At 68.7% G+C, this 21,236-nt stretch carries 11 protein-coding genes and 1 tRNA gene; 5 read left to right on the top strand and 7 right to left on the bottom strand.

The features are described from left to right. Positions 1-58 precede the first annotated feature (58 nt). Positions 59-862, top strand: coding sequence for a hypothetical protein (locus tag ACFYNP_RS05550; protein ID WP_388782884.1), 804 nt, complete (start codon positions 59-61; stop codon positions 860-862). 525 nt (positions 863-1,387) lie between these two features. On the opposite strand, the gene ACFYNP_RS05545 is transcribed toward ACFYNP_RS05550, so the two are convergent. Next, positions 1,388-1,591: a hypothetical protein gene (locus tag ACFYNP_RS05545; protein WP_388782881.1), complete on the bottom strand. Its 204-nt coding sequence runs from the start codon at positions 1,589-1,591 to the stop codon at positions 1,388-1,390. An 83-nt stretch (positions 1,592-1,674) separates the two neighbouring features. Next, positions 1,675-4,566 carry an FG-GAP-like repeat-containing protein gene (locus tag ACFYNP_RS05540; protein ID WP_388782880.1) on the bottom strand — a complete coding sequence of 964 codons (2,892 nt, stop codon included), beginning with the start codon at positions 4,564-4,566 and terminating at the stop codon, positions 1,675-1,677. A 567-nt stretch (positions 4,567-5,133) separates the two neighbouring features. Between ACFYNP_RS05540 and ACFYNP_RS05535 the strand changes: the two genes are divergently transcribed. Then, entirely contained in the window at positions 5,134-11,385 is a 6,252-nt protein-coding gene (locus tag ACFYNP_RS05535; protein ID WP_388782879.1) for an RHS repeat-associated core domain-containing protein, read from the top strand. A 973-nt stretch (positions 11,386-12,358) separates the two neighbouring features. Further along, positions 12,359-12,736, top strand: coding sequence for a hypothetical protein (locus ACFYNP_RS05530; protein ID WP_388782877.1), 378 nt, complete (start codon positions 12,359-12,361; stop codon positions 12,734-12,736). A 4-nt stretch (positions 12,737-12,740) separates the two neighbouring features. Here the strand turns inward: ACFYNP_RS05530 and ACFYNP_RS05525 are convergent. Continuing rightward, positions 12,741-12,825: transfer RNA gene (locus tag ACFYNP_RS05525), tRNA-Leu, on the bottom strand. Between the two features lie 100 nt (positions 12,826-12,925). After that, positions 12,926-13,399 (bottom strand): hypothetical protein, encoded by a 474-nt coding sequence (locus ACFYNP_RS05520; RefSeq protein ID WP_388404177.1) that lies wholly within the window; start codon positions 13,397-13,399, stop codon positions 12,926-12,928. Between the two features lie 192 nt (positions 13,400-13,591). Here ACFYNP_RS05520 and ACFYNP_RS05515 point away from each other — a divergent pair, with 192 nt between their 5' ends. Next, complete coding sequence (locus ACFYNP_RS05515) at positions 13,592-14,965, top strand: DUF2254 domain-containing protein (protein WP_388782875.1); 1,374 nt, start codon at positions 13,592-13,594, stop codon at positions 14,963-14,965. Positions 14,966-15,160: 195 nt separating this feature from the next. On the opposite strand, the gene ACFYNP_RS05510 is transcribed toward ACFYNP_RS05515, so the two are convergent. The 3 genes from ACFYNP_RS05510 to sucC form a co-directional block, all read right to left on the bottom strand. Further along, the gene (locus tag ACFYNP_RS05510) at positions 15,161-16,819 is read right to left on the bottom strand and encodes an aldehyde dehydrogenase family protein (RefSeq protein ID WP_388782872.1); all 1,659 of its coding nucleotides are present in this window, start codon (positions 16,817-16,819) and stop codon (positions 15,161-15,163) included. Between the two features lie 489 nt (positions 16,820-17,308). Then, positions 17,309-18,205, bottom strand: a complete 897-nt coding sequence (sucD, locus tag ACFYNP_RS05505; protein ID WP_388782870.1) for a succinate--CoA ligase subunit alpha — start codon at positions 18,203-18,205, stop codon at positions 17,309-17,311. Position 18,206: 1 nt separating this feature from the next. Beyond that, positions 18,207-19,346: an ADP-forming succinate--CoA ligase subunit beta gene (gene sucC / locus ACFYNP_RS05500; RefSeq protein WP_388782869.1), complete on the bottom strand. Its 1,140-nt coding sequence runs from the start codon at positions 19,344-19,346 to the stop codon at positions 18,207-18,209. A gap of 184 nt (positions 19,347-19,530) precedes the next feature. On the opposite strand from sucC, the gene ACFYNP_RS05495 reads away from it, so the two are divergent. Beyond that, complete coding sequence (locus tag ACFYNP_RS05495; protein WP_388782867.1) at positions 19,531-21,225, top strand: thiamine pyrophosphate-binding protein; 1,695 nt, start codon at positions 19,531-19,533, stop codon at positions 21,223-21,225. Positions 21,226-21,236 lie beyond the last annotated feature (11 nt).

The following is a 21,236-nucleotide window of genomic DNA, read 5'->3' as shown; positions in this document are numbered from 1 at the left end:
TCATCCACCGAAAACCACACACAGGCGCAACAGAGGCCGCTATCACGGGGGCGAGGTCATGAGTACCGGTATACGGAACCGGCCGGGAAGACGTTCTACGAGTACAGGCTGCGTCGGGATCCTGACGCTTCCGTTCACCCTGGCATCCAGGGCGCTCCGGCCCACCCGCGAGGACCGGCTTACCGATCGCGGAATCGAGGCGGCCCAGCTGGCACGTACCGCCATTGCCATCTCAGCGACCATCTGGCTGCTCTACGCCTACCCGCTGAGGGGGTCGGCGAAGGAGTTCGCAGAGGGCAAACTCCTTGAGTCGCTCCTCAGCGCCGGAATACTGCTGGTGGCGGGGTCGATCGCGCTGACCGCATTCGTGCTGGCCGCCCGCCCGCCCTGGCGGTCGGTCTACCGACGTCGGCTCATCAGTCCGCTGCTGGCCTTCGGTGTGCTGCTCGGTGGTGCGGCCTTCAACTGGCTAGTGATCATGAAGGGGGCGGGGACCGGACTGACCAGCCAGCTCGGTTGGGGCCTGCAGCTCGTCGCACTCCCCCTGCTCCTGGCCACTTCACTCTTCGCGCTCCCCTTCTTCATCACGGCCGTGGTCCTGTCCGTGCACCACATGTTCCGTGTGGCTGACGTGCATGAAGTTTTGCCTCCTCTGCTATCGCCCGTCCTGGTCTGGTCGATGTTCGTCTTCCAGCTCTTCGACAGCTCTCCGATCGCCGCACCAGCGTGGGTGCGGGCACTGTTCCTGATCGGCGCTCCGCTGTCCGTTACCACCCTGTCGATCTGGGAACTGCGCCGACTGCGCATGCACTTCGGCGTCACTTTGCGCGGAGCACTCAACAGGGGGTCGACATCCACCTGAGCCAGCAGAGGAATTCGCTAGTCAGCGGGGCACTCGCCATCAAGTGAGCGAGAGTTCGCCTACCCCTGCCCTGCGCAGTTCGCGGGCTCACCGGGCGACGCCCATGGGCCACACGGCATGGAACACCATCACGGAGATCACCCCCCACCCACCTCTTCGGCAGATGCCCCGGCATGGCCCCATCGGGTGACTCTCCGGAGGTCACATGCGGTACAGCACGACCAGCCCTCGTCGCCCGGACCCTGCCGGGAACTCGCACCCGTATGTCCCTCAAGGCCGTTCCAGGTCTTCTGCCCAGTGCACACCCCCACGGGAACCCCACGTCTGTACGGCGGATTTCGGCGTCTCTCCCGTTAGTGCTCGCTTGGGGTAGGGGCTCGACCGCAGTGGTCGCGCCCGCCGCCGATCGCTCGCGGTACGGGGCATGCACGCCGACGGGGCCGGCCCGGGTCGCGGGCCGGCCCCGTCGGCATGGCCCGCTCGGGGGTTGCGCGCGCGGGGTTTCGGCCGGTTGAGCAGGCGGGATTAGGCCGCCTGGGCGCGGGCGAGGGCGTCGGCGTTCCGGCGGCGTTGAGGGGTGAACGGGTCGGTCGCACCCGCGCCGGTGCCGGGGGTGGTGTCCCGGGGCCGGATCTTCGCGGCGACTCTGGTGAGCTTCTTGTCACCCGGCTTCTCGTCGATCTGGAAGTGCCACTCCTCGGGAAGCTTCTCGTCCCCTCTCCAGCGCACGGTGCCTTCGCAGCCCGCGAGGATTGCTCCCTGCGGTGCGCGGCCACTGTAGGACCCCGCACCGCAGGGGGCTTGGCAGGCTGTCAGCTGATGGCCTGGAATTGGTTCCAGCCGCCGGTGCCGACGATGGTGGGGGTGCCGTGGGCGGTGGGAGTGATGCGGGGGTAGAAGCGCAGACCGGCGGTGTTGTCGGTGGTAGTGGCCCACAGGTCGGGCAGGCCGTCGTTGTCGGCGTCGCCGCCCGAGGCGAGCAGGGGGATATTCGCGGCAGTCCAGTTGGTGCCGATCTGCACGGCGGTGTCGCCGTCGCCGAGACCTTCGCCGGCGGGGCCGGCTCCCCTGTACAGCTTGAGGGCGCCGCTGGTCTTGTGACGCGCGAGCAGGTCCATGTGGCCGTTCTTGGTGACGTCGCCAGGGGCGAGCAGGTCGTAGCTCGACCAGCTGCCGTTGCCGATGAGGACGGGTTCCTTCTCGGCGTCGAGGTAGCCGTTCGGGTCGCCGTAGTACAGCCAGAGGTGGTCGCCTTCCTTGACCAGGAGGTCGGGGAAGGCGGGCAGGTCCCAGTCTCCGATCGCGCCGTCGCCGTCGAGGTCGGTGGGCCCGTCGACGTCGCCGATGGCCAGGATCTGGTCGGCGTTCTTGAAGTGGTTGTTGGCGCTGTCGTAGACGGCGAGGTCGCGGCGGCGGTCCTCACAGACGGCACCCGGGGCTTGTTCACCGGCTGTGGTGCAGGCGTGGCCGAGGCCGTTGTTGGGGAAGACGTGCAGCTGACGGCTGCCCTTGGTGCCGGTGGTGGCGATGAGGTCTTCGTAACCGTCCTCGGTCCAGTCCCCGCGGTGTGTGATCAGGGAGCCGTTGAAGGACTGGGTGGAGGCCATCTGGGAGAGGCCCAGGTGGCCGTCGCCGTTGCCGGTGTAGGCCCACAGTTCCCCGTCGGAGCGGAGGCCGTACAGGTCGGAGTGGCCGTCGCCGTTCAGGTCGCCGGGCTTGTCCTTCTCTGCGGGGCTGTTGGCGTAAAAGAGGTAGTTGCGGATGTCCGAGCGGTTGTTCGCGCGGTCGAGGGAGCGGGCGTAGACGCGCTTGGGGCCGGCCGAAGGCGGGGTGAGCTTCATACCCTTGGAGCCGCCCGCCGCATCAGGGGTGACGGTGTGGACAGTGGGGTCCCAGTCGGTCCAGTACTCGTACTTCACCACGTCACCCACACCGCCGGAGTCGAGGGTAAAGGTGCCCTCCGTACGCGCGGTGCCCGTCTTCCCGGGTTCCCATCCCATGTCGGCGTTGGGGAACTGGGGCGAACTGATGCCGGGCGGCTGAGAGGGCCTGGACTGGTCGACGTGGAACCGGCACACCCCCGTCCAGCTCGATGAGGAGACGCCGTCTTCGGCGCGGACCTGCCAGGAGTGCTGGCGGCCGTCGACGAACTTCCCCTTGGGCACAGAGATACGGGCAATGCTGCCGGAGGTGACGCCCACCGTCTTCTCGAAGAGAACGGTGGAGGTGCCGGTCTGCCACACCTTGAACCGGGCCGTCACCGTCCCGCCGTCCGCATCCGAGACTCTGGCATACAGGTCGACGTCGGTGTTGCCGACCGTGGTGGAGGGCTCGGCCGTGCAGGCGGTAGCGGGGCTGGTGCCGTGCCCGTTCGGAGTGTTGGGGACGGTGTTGTAAGTGGTGGACAGCACCGCGGTGGAGGCGTCGAACTTCTTCCACGCTCCGGTGTCCGACTCCGAGGCGCGCAGTCCCAGTGTCGAGGTCGGCCACTTGTTGGCGGCGGCGAGCCTCGCGACTTCGGTGGTGTCGAACTCCAGGTTCCCTGCCGGGCAGCCCGAGCTCCAGCCCTTGGCGTCGGTGATCGCGCCGACCTTGGCAGCCCAGGCAGGTTGATTGTTCCAAGTGGTGCCCGAGTTGATGGTGTTGGTGCGCCACAACTCGACCGGCTTCCTGGTGCACGACCAGGAGTGCGTGTTCTTGATGCGGAACACCGACCGGGTGACCTGCTTGCCTTGCAAATTCTTGGTGTTCATCGTGAACATGGACCGCCAGGTGCCGCCGGTCTCCGCTTCGTACCCGGCCCGAGCGATCTTCGAGGAGTGGTTGAAGAACGACGTGGACGGGTGCTGCTTGGACACCGACGTCCAGTTGTCCCGACTGCCCGCGACCGTCGGGTCGATGTAGACGGGGAAGACGGTGCCCTTGCCCCCCAGGATCTTCTGGTCCGGCTCCAGCACCAGCTGCCCGTTGCCGACCGCGATGGGCATCGCCGACTGCTGCGCGCCGTCACGCGGCTCGAAGACGTCCTCCCCGGCCGTCGGAGCCTGTCCGCTGCGGGACTTCATCAGCGCTGATGTGTCCTTGGCACCCTGCGGAACGGTGGTGCCCTCGCCGCTGGGGATGCCGGTTGAATCCCACATGGTGGGCGTCGGCGCGGTGAACACCTCTTGCCCAGCGGGATTGACAGCCTTGAGGTTGCCGGCCTGGTCCGTGTGGATGTCTACGCCGTCAGACTTCAGGGCGAACGTGAGGCGTTTGAGCGCCGGGTCCTTCGCTGCCTGCAGGGTCTTGACGACCAGGAGCTGCTGGAAGCCAGTGTCGGCGGCCTTCATCTGCACGTCCACGCCGGGCAGAACCTCGGGGTAGGTGGCGGTATCACCGTCCAGGCGGGGCTTGGGCAGGCTTCCGGGCCAGTCCACGCTCATCGAGCGCCCGTCCCGGGTGATGGTCACCAGAGGTGTGCTGCCGCCGCCGGAGAACACCAGCCCGACTGCGGCGGCCTTCGGCATCACCGTACCGTCCGGCCGGACGGCGAGCGTGGCGTCGATGTCAACGAGCTGTTTGCCGACCTTGGTTCGCACGGGGGTGACGGAGGTGTCCTGGGTGAAGGTGCCGTCGGGGTTCGCGTACACCGTGGCGTAGGCGGTGCGCTGGGAGACGACCTCCACCTGCTGGCCACTGTGGGCAGCCTTTGCGGAGGCCACCGTCTCCTCCGCCGGTGGACCCTGTCCGGCCGCGGCTGGTTTGGCCGAGGCGACCGGAATGGCGGCGGCGCCGAATCCTGCAGCGAGAGCGCCAACCACCCCCGCCGCGACTCCCATTCGCCATCTGGAACGCACTCGCGCCACCATCCATCTCCCCTTTCATTGCGCCATACAAGCGAGAGCAAGTAAAGCGCACATCAATCTTCTGCTCGCTCATCGGCCGTGCGATTGCAGGGACGTGCGGACATCCGCCGTATCAGACCAGCCAGTAGCACGTCTACGGCCCTAAGTTGATGACCCGTGAGCGAAGGTCATGAAGTTTTGGTGATTCAAGTCCAAGTCAAGGTGATGTAAAGAGATGTGCTAGCTTCTGCGACCGTTCGGCGTTCTATGAGATGCCCTGACGGGCCGCGATGCGGGAGCAGTTGAGGAATGAGTAAGTCTTCTCGAATACCTTTGGGGGAATATCCCTCAAGGCCCCGTCGGCGATTGCGGGGGCGTCGTGCGGTAGTGGGGGCGACGGCGGCGACGCTGTTGGTGACGCTGTTGTCCGGTGAGGCTCTGGCCATGACGAAGCTGTCACTGCCCGAGCTGCAGAAGACCAAGCCCGTGCCCGTCACCCCCGTGGATGCCAGGCCTGCCACCACAGAGAACGAGGCTGCGAAGAAGGCCTGGAAACAGGTCCCGGATGCCACCTGGCCCAGGGCCGGCACCGCCAAGGCTCGCCTCGATGGCCGCACAGGAGCCAAGACTCTGACCGCCGGTGCCCTGCCCGTCACGATCGCCCCTGCCGCCGGCAAGGCACCCGGCACCGCGGCCCCGGCGTCGGGCGATGTGGCAGTGGAAGTACTGGACCGCGCAACGGCCGCGAAGGCCGGTGTCGACGGTGTGGTGTTCGCCGTCGACACATCCGGCGGCGGCGCCGACCTCACCGTCGACTACACGAAGTTCCGTAATGCGCTGGGCGGAGACTGGTCCACCCGCCTCACTCTCGCTCAGCTCCCGGACTGCGCGTTGAGCACCCCGGGAGCCCCATCCTGCCGACCGGTTCCGCTCACCGATGTGGACAACGACCCTGTCAAGGGCGCCCTGAGCGCCCCGGTGGCGCTGGCCGCAGGCGCTGGCGCTGGCAACGCGACGCCTAAGCCGTCTGCTTCCCCCTCGCAGGCGCCCTCGGCCGCCCGCGGATCCACGCCCTCGGCTGCCGCCCCGGGCAACGCCCCCACCGCCCGGACGCTGTTCGCGGTGACGGCCGCTCCTGCGGGTGGCGGCGGTGACTTCCGGGCCACCTCGCTCTCCCCGTCAGGTACGTGGGCAGCCGGCGGCTCATCCGGCGGCTTCACCTGGTCCTACGACCTGCAGACACCGGACGTTGCCGGGGATGTGGGGCCGGATCTGTCGCTGGGCTATTCCTCCAGCTCGGTGGACGGGCGCACCTCGGCTTCCAACAACCAGGCTAACAACGTCGGGGACGGCTGGGGTATGGAGCCCGGCTTCATCGAACGCCGCTACAAGGCATGTAACGCCGACATGACCGGCGGCAACAACAAGGCCAAGAACGGGGACTTGTGCTGGGGCGGTGAGAACGCCGTCCTCTCCCTCGGCGGCAAGACCAACGAACTGGTCCGTGATGACACCTCGGGCGTGTGGAAGCTGCGGAACGACGACGGCAGCAAGGTCGAGAAACTCACCGACACCGGCCGGGGCAACGGCGACCACGACGGCGAGTACTGGAAGGTCACTGACACCGACGGAGTGCAGTACTTCTTCGGCTACCACCGCCTGCCCGGCTACAGCGACGGCAAGCAGACGACGGACTCGACCTGGACGGTGCCGGTCTACGGCAACCATGCGGGCGAGCCGTGCCACAAGACCAGCTTCGCGGACTCCTGGTGCCAGCAGGCATGGCGCTGGAACCTGGACTACGTCGTCGACCCACACGGCGACGCCATGGCCTACTACTGGGCCAAGGAGACCAATCACTACGGCCGCAACGTCAGCCTGACCGACGGCAAGTCGACTGCCACCCCCTACACGCGCGGCGGCTACCTCAAGCGCATCGAGTACGGCCTGCGCTCCAACAACCTGTACACCGGCATCCCCGGAGCGAAGGTCACCTTCACCACCGCTGAACGCTGCCTGGCCACCGGCTCGTTCGACTGTGCCGAGAACAAGTTCACCGCTGCCAACGCCGCCCAGTGGCCGGACGTGCCGTTCGACCAGTACTGCGCGGCGGGTACCGACTGCAAGAACCGCTACTCGCCGTCGTTCTGGTCACGGAAGCGGATCACGGACATCACCACAGAGGTCCGTGAGGGCAGCGCATACAAGAAGGTCGATTCCTGGAAGCTGACTCACCAGTTCCCCTCCACCGGCGACGGCTCCAGCCCCGCACTGTGGCTCGCGAGCATTCAACGCACCGGCCATACCGGCGGCACCCCCGCGTCGCTGCCCGCGGTCACGTTCATGGGCACACAGCTGGAGAACCGGGTCGACAAGACCGGCGACGGGATCCCGCCGCTGATCCGCTACCGCGTCTACGCCGTGGACAACGAGTCCGGCGGGCGGATCGGCGTCACCTACTCCGCCCCGGAGTGCACCGCGACCACGCTGCCGCCGGACTCTGCGGCGAACACGAAGCGCTGCTACTCGGTGTTCTGGGCCTCCCCCGACAACCCGGGCTCGGAATTCGAGCCGAAGCGGGACTGGTTCAACACCTATGTCGTCACCCAGGTCCGCGAGGAGGACAACGTCGGCGGCGCGCCCCCGAAGCAAACCTCCTACACCTACAGCGGCGGCGCCGCCTGGGCGAAGAGCGAGGACGAGTTCACCCAGGACAAGTACCGCACCTACTCCGACTTCCGCGGCTACCAGCTGGTCAAGTCCGAGGTCGGCAACGGCAACGACGGGCCGAAACTCCATACCGAAAAGCGGTACTTCCGCGGCATCAACGGCGCCAAGGTGCCCGACTCCGAAGGCAACGAAACAGCCGACCATCCGGCGTTCGCCGGGACCGGCCGGGACGAGGCCACCTTCAACGGCACCACGCTGACCGGGGCATCGGCATCGATACCGTGGAAGTCGGCGCCGACCGCGACCCACAAACGCACCGGACTCCCGGACCTCCAGGCCTTCCGCGTCGCCCCGGCGCAGTCCGAGACGACCCGCACCGCGATCGAGAGCGGCTGGCGCCGTACCAAGATGGAGCGGACCTTCGACACCCACGGCATGGTCAGCACCGAGTCCGACCTCGGTGACACCGCCAAGTCCGGCGACGAGACCTGCACTTCGACGAGTTACGCCCGCAACACCGCCACGAACATCCAGGCCGCCTCGGCAGTGAAGACCGTGGCCGCGGCATGCGGCACCGCCCCCAACCTGCCCACCGACCTGATCTCGGAGAAGCGCACCTACTTCGACGGCTCCACCACCCTGGGCGCGCCTCCCGCCAAGGGCGACGTGACGCGGGTGGACGAGCAGGACGCGGCCGGCATCGGCTTCGTCACGGTAGAGACCAACAAGGTCGACCAGCACGGCCGCACCGTCGAGACCATGGATGCGGCAGGTGCGAAGACCACCACCGCCTACACCCCGGCCGCCAACGACGCCCCGGTCAAGACCGTGGTGACGAACGCGCTCGGCCACCACGAGACCACCGAACAGGAGTCCGGCCGCGGCCAGACCACCGCAAAGGTGGACGCGAACGGCAAGCGCACCGACGCCACCTTCGACGGCCTGGGCCGGGTCAGCAAGGTGTGGCAGCCCGGTTGGCCCAAGACGGCCAACCCGGACACACCCAGCCAGCAGTTCATGTACACCGTGGCCAGGAACACCCCGACCGTGGTGGCCACCCAGACGCTGCGCTACACCGGGGAGTACCGCACCGAGTACGCGTTCTTCGACGGCCTGCTGCGCGACCGCGAGACCCAGATCCCGTCCGGGAACGGCACCGGCCGGGTCATCGCGGAGAAGAAATACGACTCGCGCGGCCTGGAGTGGAAGACCTACCAGCCCTACTACGCCACCAGCGACCCGTCGGGCACGCTCGTCACGGGCGACGACACCAAGTCCCCCCACACCGTGCGCACGACGTTCGACGGAGCGGCGCGTCCCACGGCGCAGATCTCCGAAAAGTACGGCGCCGAGGCCTCCCGCATCACCACGCGGTACGGCGGTGACCGGGTCACAGTAATCCCGCCGAAGGGCGACACCGCCACCACCACCGTCACCGACGTGAGGGACCGCACCTCCGAGCTGATCCAATACACCAACGATCAGCGCACCGCGTCCCAGTCGACGAAGTACACCTACACCCCCTCGGGACAGCAGAAGGCGGTCACCGACCCGACCGGCGCGACGTGGACCTATACCTACGACCACCGCGACCGCGCCATCGAAACCTATGACCCCGACAAGGGCCTGCTCAAAGCCGCCTACGACAGCGCCGACCGGCCCATCACCTCCACCGACGCCAACGGCACCACCCTGACCACGGTGTACGACGCGCTCGGCCGCAAGACAGCGCTGAAGAACGGCAGCACGGTCCTGTCGTCATGGACGTACGACACGGTCGCCAAGGGCCAGCTCGCCAAGTCCGTCCGGCACGACGGCGGTCAGGACTACACGGCTGAGACCACTGGTCTCAACGACCGCTACCAGCCCACCGCCACCAAGGTCACGATCCCCGCCCGCGAGGGCGGCCTGGCCGGCACCTACGAGTGGACCTACGGCTACAACGCCCGCACCGGCGCCCTGGACTGGACGTTCCACCCCGCGATCGCCGGACAGCTCAAGGAACGCGTCACCCACCGCTACGCCACCGACTCGCCCTACGACCAGGTCGTCGGCACCAACGCCACCGGGGCAGTCCTGGTCAACAACGTCACGTACGACCCGTTCCAGCGCCCGCTGAGGACCGAATACGGGCCGTTCGGGAAGAAGGTGTGGGACACCCGCGAGTACGACGAGCACACCGGCAACCTCACCCGCCAGACCACCGACCGGGAAACCGGCCCCGCCCGCATCGACGACATCCGCTACACCTTCGACCAGGCCAACAACATCACCAAGCTGGAAACCGCCTCCGGCCAGGACGCGCAGCGCTCAGTCGACACGCAGTGCTTCACCACCGACGCCCTGCGCCGCATCACCAACGCCTGGACCGCCACCGACGGCTGCACGGCCAAGCCCGACGCGGACGGCTCCGAAGGGGGCACGGCGCCGAAGGTGGGCGGCCCGGATGCCTACTGGCACGCCTTCACCTACGACGCGGTCGGCAACCGGCAGACCGAGACCCAGCACAAGGTCGACGGGAACCCGCTCGCGACCGACGACGTCAAGCGCACCTATCTGTATGGACAGAACGGCGCCGGCAAACGCCAGTTGACCGGGGTCACTCAAGCCACCGCTGGGAAGACCACCACCGACAGCTACGCGTACGACGAGGCCGGGAACACCACCAAACGGCAGGCCAACGGCGCCCGGCAGGACATGTCCTGGGACGCCGAGGGCCACCTCGCCAAGGTGACGAAGGACGGCCAGGACACCGAATATCGCTACGACGCCGACGGCAACCGCATCCTCGCCAAGAACACGGGCGGCAGCACGCTCTACCTGCCTGGCGGCAACGAACTGCACGCCACGACCACCGGCGCCAAGACCGGCACCCGCTACTACACCCAGGACACCCAGAGCATCGCGATCAAGACCCGTGGGGAAATGAGCATCCTGCTCTCCGACCATCACGGCACGGCCACCACCGCCGTTCTCCTGGCCACCGGCCAAGCACTGACCCGCCGCAAGAAGACCGTCTTCGGCGGTGACCGCACCGCCCAGCCGGCCACCTGGCCCGGCACGAAGGGGTTCGTCGGCGGCACCCAGGACCCGACCGGCCTGACCCATCTCGGCGCCCGCGAGTACGACCCCCACCTCGGCCGGTTCATCTCCGTCGACCCGGTCATCGACACCGCCGACCCCCAGCAGATGCACGGCTACACCTACGGCAACAACAACCCCCTCATCCACTCGGACCCTGACGGCAAACTCTTCGGCGGCAACAACTCCAGCCTGTGGCTGCGCCCCGGCGCGAAGGACCCCTACGCCAACAGCGGTCCCTGGAGCCCCGCCGAATACGAACGCCGCAACAACCAGAACCGTCAACGCTCCAACCCCAACTACAGCCCCTACAAAACCTCCCAGGGAGTCAAGCGCACCTCCTACCAGAACCACGGCCCCTGGAGTCCCAAGGTCTACAAGCAGCGCAAGGCAGACGCCGACGCCGCCGCACGCGCGAAAAAAGCCGCCGAGGACAAAAAGCGCAAGCACGATGCCGCGATGAAGGAAAGCACCCGTGACAAGCGGTCCGCCTGGCAGAAGATCAAGGACGGCGCAGGAAAGGCCTGGAAGAACACACTCGGCGACCATTGGCGCGGAATCGCGGAAGGCGCAGCCTTCGGCGTATGCGTTGTGGCCAGCGTGGGAGCCTGTGCTGTCGCAGGCGCCGTCGTCGTCGCCGGGAAGTTCGGTGCTGATTGGTACACCCATGACTTCGGATACGCCGCTGATCGCGGAAAGGGCAACACTCAGGGTTATCTCATCGGGTTGGGCCTGGGGGCAGCAGGAGGAAAGGCTTGGGCGCACGCGGCTAAAATGAACGGAGTCGGCCGCTCTCTGCCCCAAGGACGACACGCTGCAGGCGTGCCCCGGCACGCCTCCGGTCTACGTGTGGACCGCTGGTTCCAAGGGCTCACGTACGGCGTCAACACAGGGCTCGGCCAAGCAGGCTGCGGCACAACTATGAACGCCCCGGGATGGTGCTGACACAGTGAAACGATCGAAGATCGATAGTGCCATTCAAACCTGGTGCGCGCCGCGGACGCTAAGAGCGACAGCAGCCGGGTTGACGCTCGTATTTCTCATGTTTGCGGGAGGGGGTGTATGGGCTTCATGGACGGGCGAGGTCAGAATTGGGACAGGTATCGGAGCGACCGTAATCTTCGGGGTCCTGGCAACAGCCGGCGCCCTGTACGCCTTCCGCACTTCGATTACCTTGACCGATGATCGAGTGATCGTGCGAAATCTCGGACTGACCGACTGGATTCCCCTCTCGGACATTACGTCTGTGGATGCCGGGTACAGTGGAACGGTCATTGTCACGCATGACGGAAGGTCCATGCGTGGACTCGCGGTGGAGAAACCGAACTATGCACGCTGGCTTCGCCTGCAGACTCGTGCGGATCGCGTGGTGAACGAAATTCGTTGTGCCGCCGGCCTTCCGCCGGGACCTGTCGGCAGGTAGGAACTGCGGTCGTCCTGCGCCACGTCATACTGACGCCGCGCAGGACGACTCGTCCCAACACGGCCGACCAGACGGCTGCGGAGATCGCACAGATCTCGATGGCTAGGAACGACCCGAATCCCAGGTCCGCCCACATACTGGCGCTGGATTGCCAGTCCGGACCATCCGCGTGCTCGCCACTGCGCGCGGGGCCACCACCGACGCCACCCGCCAGCAGGGCTACAGCGGTGCCGGCTTCACCAACAAACTGCGCGACCTCGCCATCCAGCTATCGGGTCTTGAACTTGCTCCCTCCAACTACGAGACCCCCGAGCGGTGCTGGTGGGGACATCCGTCCAACCTCGCACCAGACCGGCGACGGCCAGGACACAGCCGACGACCATTCCGGCCAGGGCCGCGACCGCGAAGCACACCGAGAGCACCGTCAGTTCCACCCCGGGGCGCGCGCCCCGTGCGGACAGCCAGACGCGGCGGGTGGCGAGGAGGTGCACCAGCTTGGCGCCCAGGAGGACGACCGCCGGCAGTACCATCGCCGACTGCGACCGCCGCAGCGCCCACTACCGCGCTGCCCTCGACCGCGGCACCGACCCAGAACTCGTCACCGGATGGATCAACCAGACCCAGGCAGAAAAAGCAGCCGCACAGCGGCAGCGCAACGAGACCGACAAGGCCCAGCACGCTGTGCTCACCCAGGCCCAGATCCACGAGCTCGTCACCCAGCTCGGGAACATCCCCAGCGCCCTGGCAGCCGCCGCCCCGGACGACGTGCAGGCCCTGTACGAGGCTCTCGGGCTGAAACTCACCTACTACGCAAAAGAGCGGGTTGTGACCGTAGAGTCACAACCCGCTCTTCTATGTGCGTATAGCCAGTAGCCAGTGTCCGAGGGGGGACTTGAACCCCCACGCCCGATAAAGGGCACTAGCACCTCAAGCTAGCGCGTCTGCCATTCCGCCACCCGGACAAGGTGCCTGTCTTCGCGGTGTGTTCCCCGCGGCGACATAGAGAACTCTACCAGGGGTTCGAGGTGCTGTTCACCCGCATATTGCGTGGTCAGGCGAGCGTCAGGCCCCCCTCGCCGCGAGCCAGTCGTCGTTCGCCTGCCAGGCGTACAGGGTGTTTCCCTCCATGTACGCGTAGTACAGGCCGCAGCGGGCCGCCGCGTGCCGCTCGGCGTTCTTGGGGAACCAGGTCGACCTGATGGCCGGAGGGCGCGGCGTCGTGTCCGGCTTGTGCGGCGTGCAGGTGGCGGGGAGCGCGGGCGAGGGCAGCGTGGCCTTGATGAGACGGTCGCCGCCGGTGGTCTTCATCGCGTACTCGATGCGCTTGGCCCCGTCGGGCAGCCAGCGGGGCACGGAGGCCCGGTCGCCCTTCGCCTCCTTGCCCGAGCGGTAGGAGGCGGCCTCGTCGTGGCGGTTCTGGTACCAGTCCTTCGCGGCCGGTACGGCCACGACCGCCGCGAATCCCAGGGCCACCAGGACCGACACGACCGTGATGACGATGGTCCGGGGCCGGCGGGGGGTGCTCTTCGGAGGCATGGCGATCGCTCCTGGTTCGGCTCGGGCGAGGGGGATCGGGTGATCGGTGGGGTGCGTCGTGCTTCGTTGTCTTCCATTCTTCTGGCGCGGATGTACCGATTCGTACTCCGTGAGGACCAATGTGTGTACGTCTGTGGGACCACTGGGTGGCGTGGCGCCCTCCGCCTTGCGACGCACGCCTAGCCTCGCCGGGTGAGCAACAGCAAGGGCGACGGCAAGAGCCGGGGCGACGGCAGCGGTGAGGGCACCCGCGAGCGCGGCGGCAAGGGGTACCGGCGGCCACGCGCGCTCTCGCCGCTGCGCGAGCACCTGCGGGACACCTTCTGGTTCGCGCCCACCGCCGCCATGGTGCTGGTCTTCGTGCTGTGGACCGGCGCGTCCGCACTCGACGCGGCCGTCGTCCGGCTGCTCCAGGAGCATCAGAACCTCGCCGAGATCGACGAGCTCATCCGGATCGTCAACGACATCAAGCCCGTGGTCAGCACGGTCAGCTCGGCCATGATGACCTTCATCGGTGTGGTGTTCAGCATCTCGCTGGTGGCCGTGCAGATGGCGAGCGGCCAGTTCACCCCGCGCGTGGTGCGGATCTTCGTACGGTCCCGCATCACCAAGCTGACCTTCGCGGTCTTCCTGTCCACGTTCACGCTGTCGCTGCTCGTCCTCACCTCGTTCGAGAGCGAGGCCGAGGCGCGGCACGTGACCACCGTGCCCTTCGTGCAGAGCGTCCTCACGCTGCTGATGGTCGGGCTGAGCCTGTTCCTGTTCATCGCGTACGTGAACTCGACACTGCGGCTCATGCGCGTCGGGCACGTCGTCGACCGGATCGCGGGTGAGTGCCTGCGGGTCCTGGACAGGATGCCGCGGGGCGACTTCGACGAGGCGATGGTGGGCCCGGAGAGCGGGCGCATCGGTTACGCCGGACGGGCCGGGGTGCTGCGGGACGTCAACATCGCCCGGCTTGTGCGCGCCGCCAAGGCCCAGGGCGTGGTGCTCCGGCTGCTCCCCCGCATCGGGGACTTCGTGGTGCCGGGTACGCCGCTGCTCTCGGTGCACGGGAGCGAGCAGGGCAGCGGCCCGGCTCGGGGCGCGCTGCGCTACACGGTGATGGTCGGCGTGGAGCGTACGTTCCACCAGGACCTGGCGTTCGGGCTGCGGCAGCTCTGCGACATCGCCCTGCGGGCGCTGTCCCACGCCATCAACGACCCGACCACCGCCGTGCTCTGCCTCGATCGGATCGTCCAGCTGCTCACGGCGCTGGCGAACCGGCCGCTCGGCGCCGTCGGCCATCCGGACGGCAAGGGCGAGATCAGGCTGGTGCAGGATGTGCCGGGCTGGGCCGACCTCGTCGATCTCGCCTTCGCCGAGATCCGGCTCTGCGCGGTCGGCAGCCCGCAGGTCACCCGTCGCCTCATGGCGGGCCTCGACGATCTGCTCCGGATCGCTCCCGAAGGGAGGCGCCAACCACTGCTGCGGCAGCGGGAGTTGCTCGCACAGGCCGTCACGCTCGCGGTCCCGGAGGCCGAGCGGGCCTTCGCCCTGGAACCGGACCGGCAAGGCATCGGGTGACATGAGTGGCCATGCCGGTCCGGTGTCGTAGGCCCTGAGCCACGGACCCGGAGTCGTAGACGCTAGGACATGGATCCGGAGTCGTAGACCCTGGGTCATGGGCCCGGTGCTGCGGAGGTCCCGCGTCGCTGTGAAGGCCCTGCGCTGCGGAAGCCCGGCGTCGCTGTGAAGGCCCTGCGCTGCGAAGGCCCGGTGTTACGGGATCAGCTGGTACGCCGGGAAGTTGCCGGGGGCGCGCTCACCGGCCGGGCCCTCGGTCACGGCTCGCACGAGGAGCTCGCCGCCGACGAACGCGCCGCGCCACGACGCGCCGAAGCCGCCGAACAGTTCCTCGCGGTCGCCCCGCGAGCGAGGCTTGCCCCGTCCGACCTTGAACGCCCGGATGTGCGGGGCCAGGCGGTCGTACGTCGCCGGGTCGTCGGTCGACAGCGTGGCGACCAACGCGCCGTTGGAGGCGTTCATCGCGGCGAGCAGCTCCGCCTCCGTGTCGACCAGCACGATGGTGTCGACCGGGCCGAACGGCTCCGCGTGGAAGAGCGGCGAGGACGGCGGCGGGTTCAGGAGGGTGACCGGCGGCAGGTAGGCGCCGGTGTCCTGGCCGGGCAGGAAGCGGCCGTCGGCCAGGGTCGCGCGGTGCAGCGGGACGGCTCCCCGGTCGATGGCCTCGGCCACCTGATCGCCGAGCTCCTTGGCCTTCGCCGCGTTGATGAGCGGCCCGAAGTCCAGTGCGGGCAGAGCCTGTTCGGGGTGCTCGACGGCCAGGGGATGGCCGAGGCGTACGGAGCGTACGGCCGGCAGGTAGGCGGCGAGGAACTGGTCGAACAGCGAGCGCTGGACCACGAACCGGGGGTAAGCGGTGCAGCGCTGCTTGCCGTAGTCGAAGAGCTTGGGGACGACGGCGGCGAGGGCGTCCCAGTCGCCGAAGTTCCAGATGCCCCAGGTGTTCAGGCCCTCCTGTTCCAGGATGTGCCGCTTGCCGAGGTCGGCGACGGCCGTGGCGATCCGGGCACCCGTGTCACGACCGCCGACGAAGGAGACGCAGCCGATCTCCGGGGAACGGACCAGGGCTTCGGACAGCTCTCCCCCGCTGCCGCTGACCAGCGTGATCGGGATTCCCTCGCGCACGGCCAGGGCGGCCGCCAGGGTGAGGCAGGCGACGCCACCGTCGGTCGGGGCCTTCGCGATGACGGCATTGCCGGCGAGCGCCTGCACCAGCATCGCGTGGACCAGGACCGACATCGGGTAGTTCCAGCTCGCGATGTTCGACACCGGGCCGGGGAGCGGGGTGCGGCCGTCCAGCATGGTGTCGATGCTGTCGACGTACCAGCGGACGCCGTCGATGGCCCGGTCCACGTCCGCCTGGGCGAGGCGCCAGGGCTTGCCTATCTCCCAGACGAGAAGGAGGGCGAGCAGCTCACGGTGTTCGGTCAGCGCGTCGAGGGTCGCGCCCACGCGGGCCCGGCGCTCGGGGAGCGCGACGTGGCGCCAGGCCCGGTGCTGGTCGAGCGCGGCGCGTACGGCCTGCCCGGCGGCGGGCCCGTCGAGGCGGGGCGGGCCCGCGATGGGGGTGCCGTCGACCGGGGAGGTGGCGGGGAGTGCGCGGCCGTCGGCTTGCCACTGACCGGCCCAGAGGTTCAGGACACGGTCGTCCCGGAAGGCCTCGGGGGCGACGGCTCGGCTGCGCCCCCAGGCGTCGGACCAGGCGGTGCCGGGCTTGAGGACGAGGGGGGCGGCCTTCTCGGCGGGGCCACTGGTGGGTACGGCGATGGGACCGGATGCGGGCGTGGAACCAGGTGCGGGCGTGGAACCGGATGCGGGCGTGGAACCAGGTGCGGGCGTGGGACTGGGTGCCATGAGGGTCTCCGCTCTCGGTGCGCAGGCTGTCGGGGCGGGGGTGCGATGGCTTGTGTTACCGGACGGTAGTGAGGTCGAGGACCGTTGGGTACGTACGGGGCGTGAAGGTGAGTGACGTCACGTGATCGGGACCGGTTGGGGGTGGGTGCGAGCGCGAGTTCGGGCGCCGGTGCGGGCGCGCGTACGGCGGGGCTCGTTCCCCCGCCCCGCACGGCTCCGCACCGCCCCTTTCCCCTTCCCACCGTGCCACTTGCGGCTCCGCCCTGCGATGTCCGGCGGTGCTGCGCCGCCTCGGGCCGATGGGCAGCCCGGGACGGGGCGCGGTCCCGGGCCGGGGTGCAGCCGAGAACCGGGGTGTAGCCAAGGTCCGGGGCGCAGCCCAGGACCGGTACGCGGCCCCGGACCAGTACGCCGCGGCGCGTGCCGGTAGAGCCGGCCGGGCCCATGAACCCGGCCGCGCCACCCAAGCCGGCTGCGAGCAGGCGCAGTTCAGCCCCGTCTCGCTCCCAGGACATCCCGCACCAGCCCCGCCGCCTCCGACGGAGTCGCCCCCACCGGGATTCCGGCCGCCTCCAGGGCGGCCCGCTTCGCCGGCGCCGTTCCGGTCGAGCCGGAGACGATCGCTCCGGCGTGGCCCATCGTCCGGCCCTCGGGGGCGGTGAAGCCCGCGATGTAACCGACCACCGGTTTGGTCACCCGGGCTGCCGCGTACGCCGCCGCGCGCTCCTCCGCGTCGCCACCTATCTCCCCTATCAGGAGGATCAGTTCCGTGTCGGGGTCCGCCTCGAAGGCCGCCAGGCAGTCGATGTGGCTGGTGCCGACGACCGGGTCGCCTCCGATGCCCACCGCCGAGGAGAAGCCGATGTCGCGCAACTCGTACATCAACTGGTAGGTGAGCGTGCCGGACTTGGAGACCAGGCCGATGCGTCCGGGCTTCGGGGCGATGTCGGCGGGGATGATGCCCGCGTTGGACTGCCCGGGGCTGATGAGGCCGGGACAGTTCGGGCCGATGACGCGGGTGGCGCCGCCGAGGGCCCGCGCATGGGCGTGGAAGGCCACCGCGTCGTGCACCGGGATGCCTTCCGTGATGACCACCACGAGGCCGATGCCCGCCTCCGTCGCCTCCTCAACCGCCGCTCCCGCGAAGGGCGGTGGCACGAAGACGACCGACACGTCCGCGCCCGTGGCAGCCATACCCTCCGCCACCGTCGCGAACACCGGCACCCGGCGGTCGTCGAAGTCGATGCCCCTGCCCGCCTTGCGCGGGTTGACTCCGCCCACGATCCCGGTGCCGGCGGCGAGCATGCGCCGGGTGTGCCTCATGCCCTCGCCACCGGTCATGCCCTGGACGAGTACCTTGCTCTCCCTGGTGAGGAAGATCGCCATGTCAGACTCCCTGCCGGGCGAGTCGGGCGGCGCGGCGGGCGGCGCCGTCCATGCTGGTGGCCTGCTGGACGAGCGGGTGCGCCCGACCGGCGAGGATGGCGCGGCCCCGGGCCGCGTCGTTCCCGTCCAGGCGCACGACGAGCGGCTTGGTCAACTGGACGGATTCCAGGGCCTGGACGATGCCGTCGGCGACCGCGCCGCATGAGGTGATCCCGCCGAAGACGTTCACGAGCACGGACTTCACGGCCGGGTCGGAGAGGATGACGCCCAGGCCGTCCGCCATGACCCGGGCGGACGCCCCTCCCCCGATGTCGAGGAAGTTCGCGGGCCGGGCCCCGCAGGCGGCGATCACGTCCAGGGTCGACATGACGAGGCCCGCGCCGTTGCCGATCACACCGACCTCGCCGTCGAGCTTCACATAGGTGAGGCCCTTCGCGTTCGCGGCGGCCTCCAGCGGGTCGACGCCGGGCTCCGTGACATCGGGTCCTTCCCAACGGGCATGCCGGAAACGGGCGTTGGCGTCCAGAGTCACCTTGCCGTCCAAGGCCAGGATCTCCCCGGTCGACGTCCGCACCAGCGGGTTCACCTCCACGAGGACGGCATCCTCCTCGACCAGCACATGCCACAACCGGACCAGCGCCGGCACGGTCTCGGGCGGGAGACGGGCGGCTCGCGCGATCTCGGCGGCCTTCGCCTCGTCCACTCCGCACCGGGGATCGACGGGGACGCGAGCCACCGACTCCGGCCGGCTCGCCGCGATCTCCTCGACCTCCATTCCGCCCTCCGCCGAGGCGATTGCCAGGAAGGCGCCGGCCGCGCGGTCAAGGACGTATGAGACGTAGAACTCCGCCTCGATACGCACGGGTTGGGCCAGCATGACCTTGCGCACGACATGGCCCTTGATGTCCATGCCGAGGATCTGGCGGGCCGTCAGCTCGGCAGCCGCCGGGGTCGCGGCGAGCTTCACTCCGCCCGCCCTGCCCCTGCCCCCGGTCTTCACCTGGGCCTTCACCACGACGCGGCCACCGAGTGAACCGGCCGCCGCCCGGGCTTCGCGCGGGGAGGTGACCACGGCCGCGTCGGGGACGGCGATGCCGTGGTTCTTGAACAGTTCCCTTGCCTCGTACTCGTACAGATCCACTGCCGACTCCTGACTGAGCGGGAAAGTGCCGCACGCCCCCTGGACATCACGCCATCGCATGAGGGATAACAAGGTTCATACAGTATTCGTCGACTGTATGCAATCTACTCGGGGGGCGCCCCTGCCCTGACCCGGCAGCACCGCAGGCGCCCCTCAACTCCCCTACGAAGGGACGGACTTCGCCATGCCCCAAGGCTCCGACGACAGCGGTCAGGACCTCATCTCGGGCGGACACCTCGTCGCCAAGGCGCTCAAGGCGGAGGGCGTCGATGTCATCTACACCCTCTGCGGCGGCCACATCATCGACATCTACGACGGCTGCGTGGACGAGGGCATCGAGGTCGTCGACGTGCGGCACGAACAGGTCGCCGCGCACGCGGCCGACGGGTACGCCCGGATCACCGGGAAGCCCGGATGTGCCGTGGTGACGGCGGGACCGGGCACCACCGACGCCGTCACCGGGGTCGCCAACGCCTTCCGTGCCGAGTCGCCCATGCTTCTGATAGGTGGTCAGGGAGCGCACAGTCAGCACAAGATGGGCTCGCTCCAGGACCTGCCCCATGTCGACATGCTGACCCCGATCACCAAGTTCGCGGCGACCGTCCCGGACACCGCCCGGGCCGCCGACATGGTGTCGATGGCGTTCCGGGAATGCTTCAACGGCGCACCCGGGCCGTCGTTCCTGGAGATCCCGCGCGATGTGCTCGACGCGAAGGTGCCGGTCGACCGGGCCCGGATCCCGGCGGCCGGACACTACCGGGCCTCCACCCGCAGCGCCGGCGACCCCGATGCCGTCGAGAAGCTCGCCGATCTGCTGGTGCACGCGGAGAAGCCTGCCGTTCTGCTGGGCAGCCAGGTGTGGACGAGCCGGGCCACCGGCGACGCCGTCGAGCTCGTCCGCGCCCTGAACGTGCCCGCGTACATGAACGGGGCTGGGCGCGGCACCCTGCCGCCCGGCGACCCGCACCACTTCCAGCTGTCCCGGCGGTACGCGTTCTCCAACGCCGACCTCATCGTCGTCGTCGGCACCCCCTTCGACTTCCGCATGGGATACGGCAAGCGGCTCTCTCCGGGCGCGACCGTGGTGCAGATCGACCTCGACTACCGCACCGTCGGCAAGAACCGGGACATCGACCTGGGGATCGTGGGCGACCCGGGGCTGATCCTCAGGTCCGTCACCGAGGCCGCGTCCGGGCGGCTCAACGGCGGGGCCGTCAGGCGCAAGGCCTGGCTGGAGGAGCTGCGCACCGCCGAGCGGACCGCCCTCGACAAGCGGCTGCCGAGCCTGCGGTCCGACGCCTCGCCCATCCACCCGTACCGACTGGTCGGCGAGATCAACGACTTCCTCACCGAGGACTCGATCTACATCGGGGACGGCGGCGACATCGTCACCTTCTCGGGCCAGGTCGTCCAGCCGAAGTCGCCGGGCCACTGGATGGATCCGGGGCCGCTCGGCACGCTCGGGGTCGGCATTCCGTTCGTGCTCGCCGCCAAGCAGGCCCGACCGGACAAGGAGGTCGTCGCGCTGTTCGGGGACGGGGCGTTCTCGCTGACCGGCTGGGACTTCGAGACGCTGGTGCGCTACGACCTGCCGTTCGTCGGGATCGTCGGCAACAACTCCTCGATGAACCAGATCCGTTACGGCCAGGCACAGAAGTACGGCCCGGAGCGGGAGCGGATCGGCAACACCCTGGGCGACGTCCCCTACGACGAGTTCGCCCGGATGCTCGGCGGTTACGGCGAAGAGGTCCGGGACCCCGCCGACATCGCGCCCGCGCTGCGCCGGGCCCGGGAGTCGGGCAAGCCCTCGCTGATCAACGTGTGGATCGACCCGGACGCGTACGCCCCCGGAACCATGAACCAGACCATGTACAAGTAGAGGAGCCCCGT

This window comes from Streptomyces sp. NPDC006691 (genome assembly GCF_042869955.1).
In the GTDB taxonomy this organism is placed as follows: Bacteria; Actinomycetota; Actinomycetes; order Streptomycetales; family Streptomycetaceae; genus Streptomyces.
The sequence above is the reverse complement of the archived record's forward strand: the minus strand, read 5'-3'. Positions and strand labels throughout refer to the sequence as shown.

What these genes read in the sequence shown, in the direction of transcription:
- ACFYNP_RS05535 (WP_388782879.1), top strand. Translation starts at nt 5,134, where the DNA reads ATGACGAAGCTGTCACTGCCCGAGCTGCAGAAGACCAAGCCCGTGCCC.
- sucD (WP_388782870.1), bottom strand. Translation starts at nt 18,205, where the DNA reads ATGGCGATCTTCCTCACCAGGGAGAGCAAGGTACTCGTCCAGGGCATG.
- ACFYNP_RS05510 (WP_388782872.1), bottom strand. Translation starts at nt 16,819, where the DNA reads ATGGCACCCAGTCCCACGCCCGCACCTGGTTCCACGCCCGCATCCGGT.
- ACFYNP_RS05550 (WP_388782884.1), top strand. Translation starts at nt 59, where the DNA reads ATGAGTACCGGTATACGGAACCGGCCGGGAAGACGTTCTACGAGTACA.
- ACFYNP_RS05495 (WP_388782867.1), top strand. Translation starts at nt 19,531, where the DNA reads ATGCCCCAAGGCTCCGACGACAGCGGTCAGGACCTCATCTCGGGCGGA.
- ACFYNP_RS05520 (WP_388404177.1), bottom strand. Translation starts at nt 13,399, where the DNA reads ATGCCTCCGAAGAGCACCCCCCGCCGGCCCCGGACCATCGTCATCACG.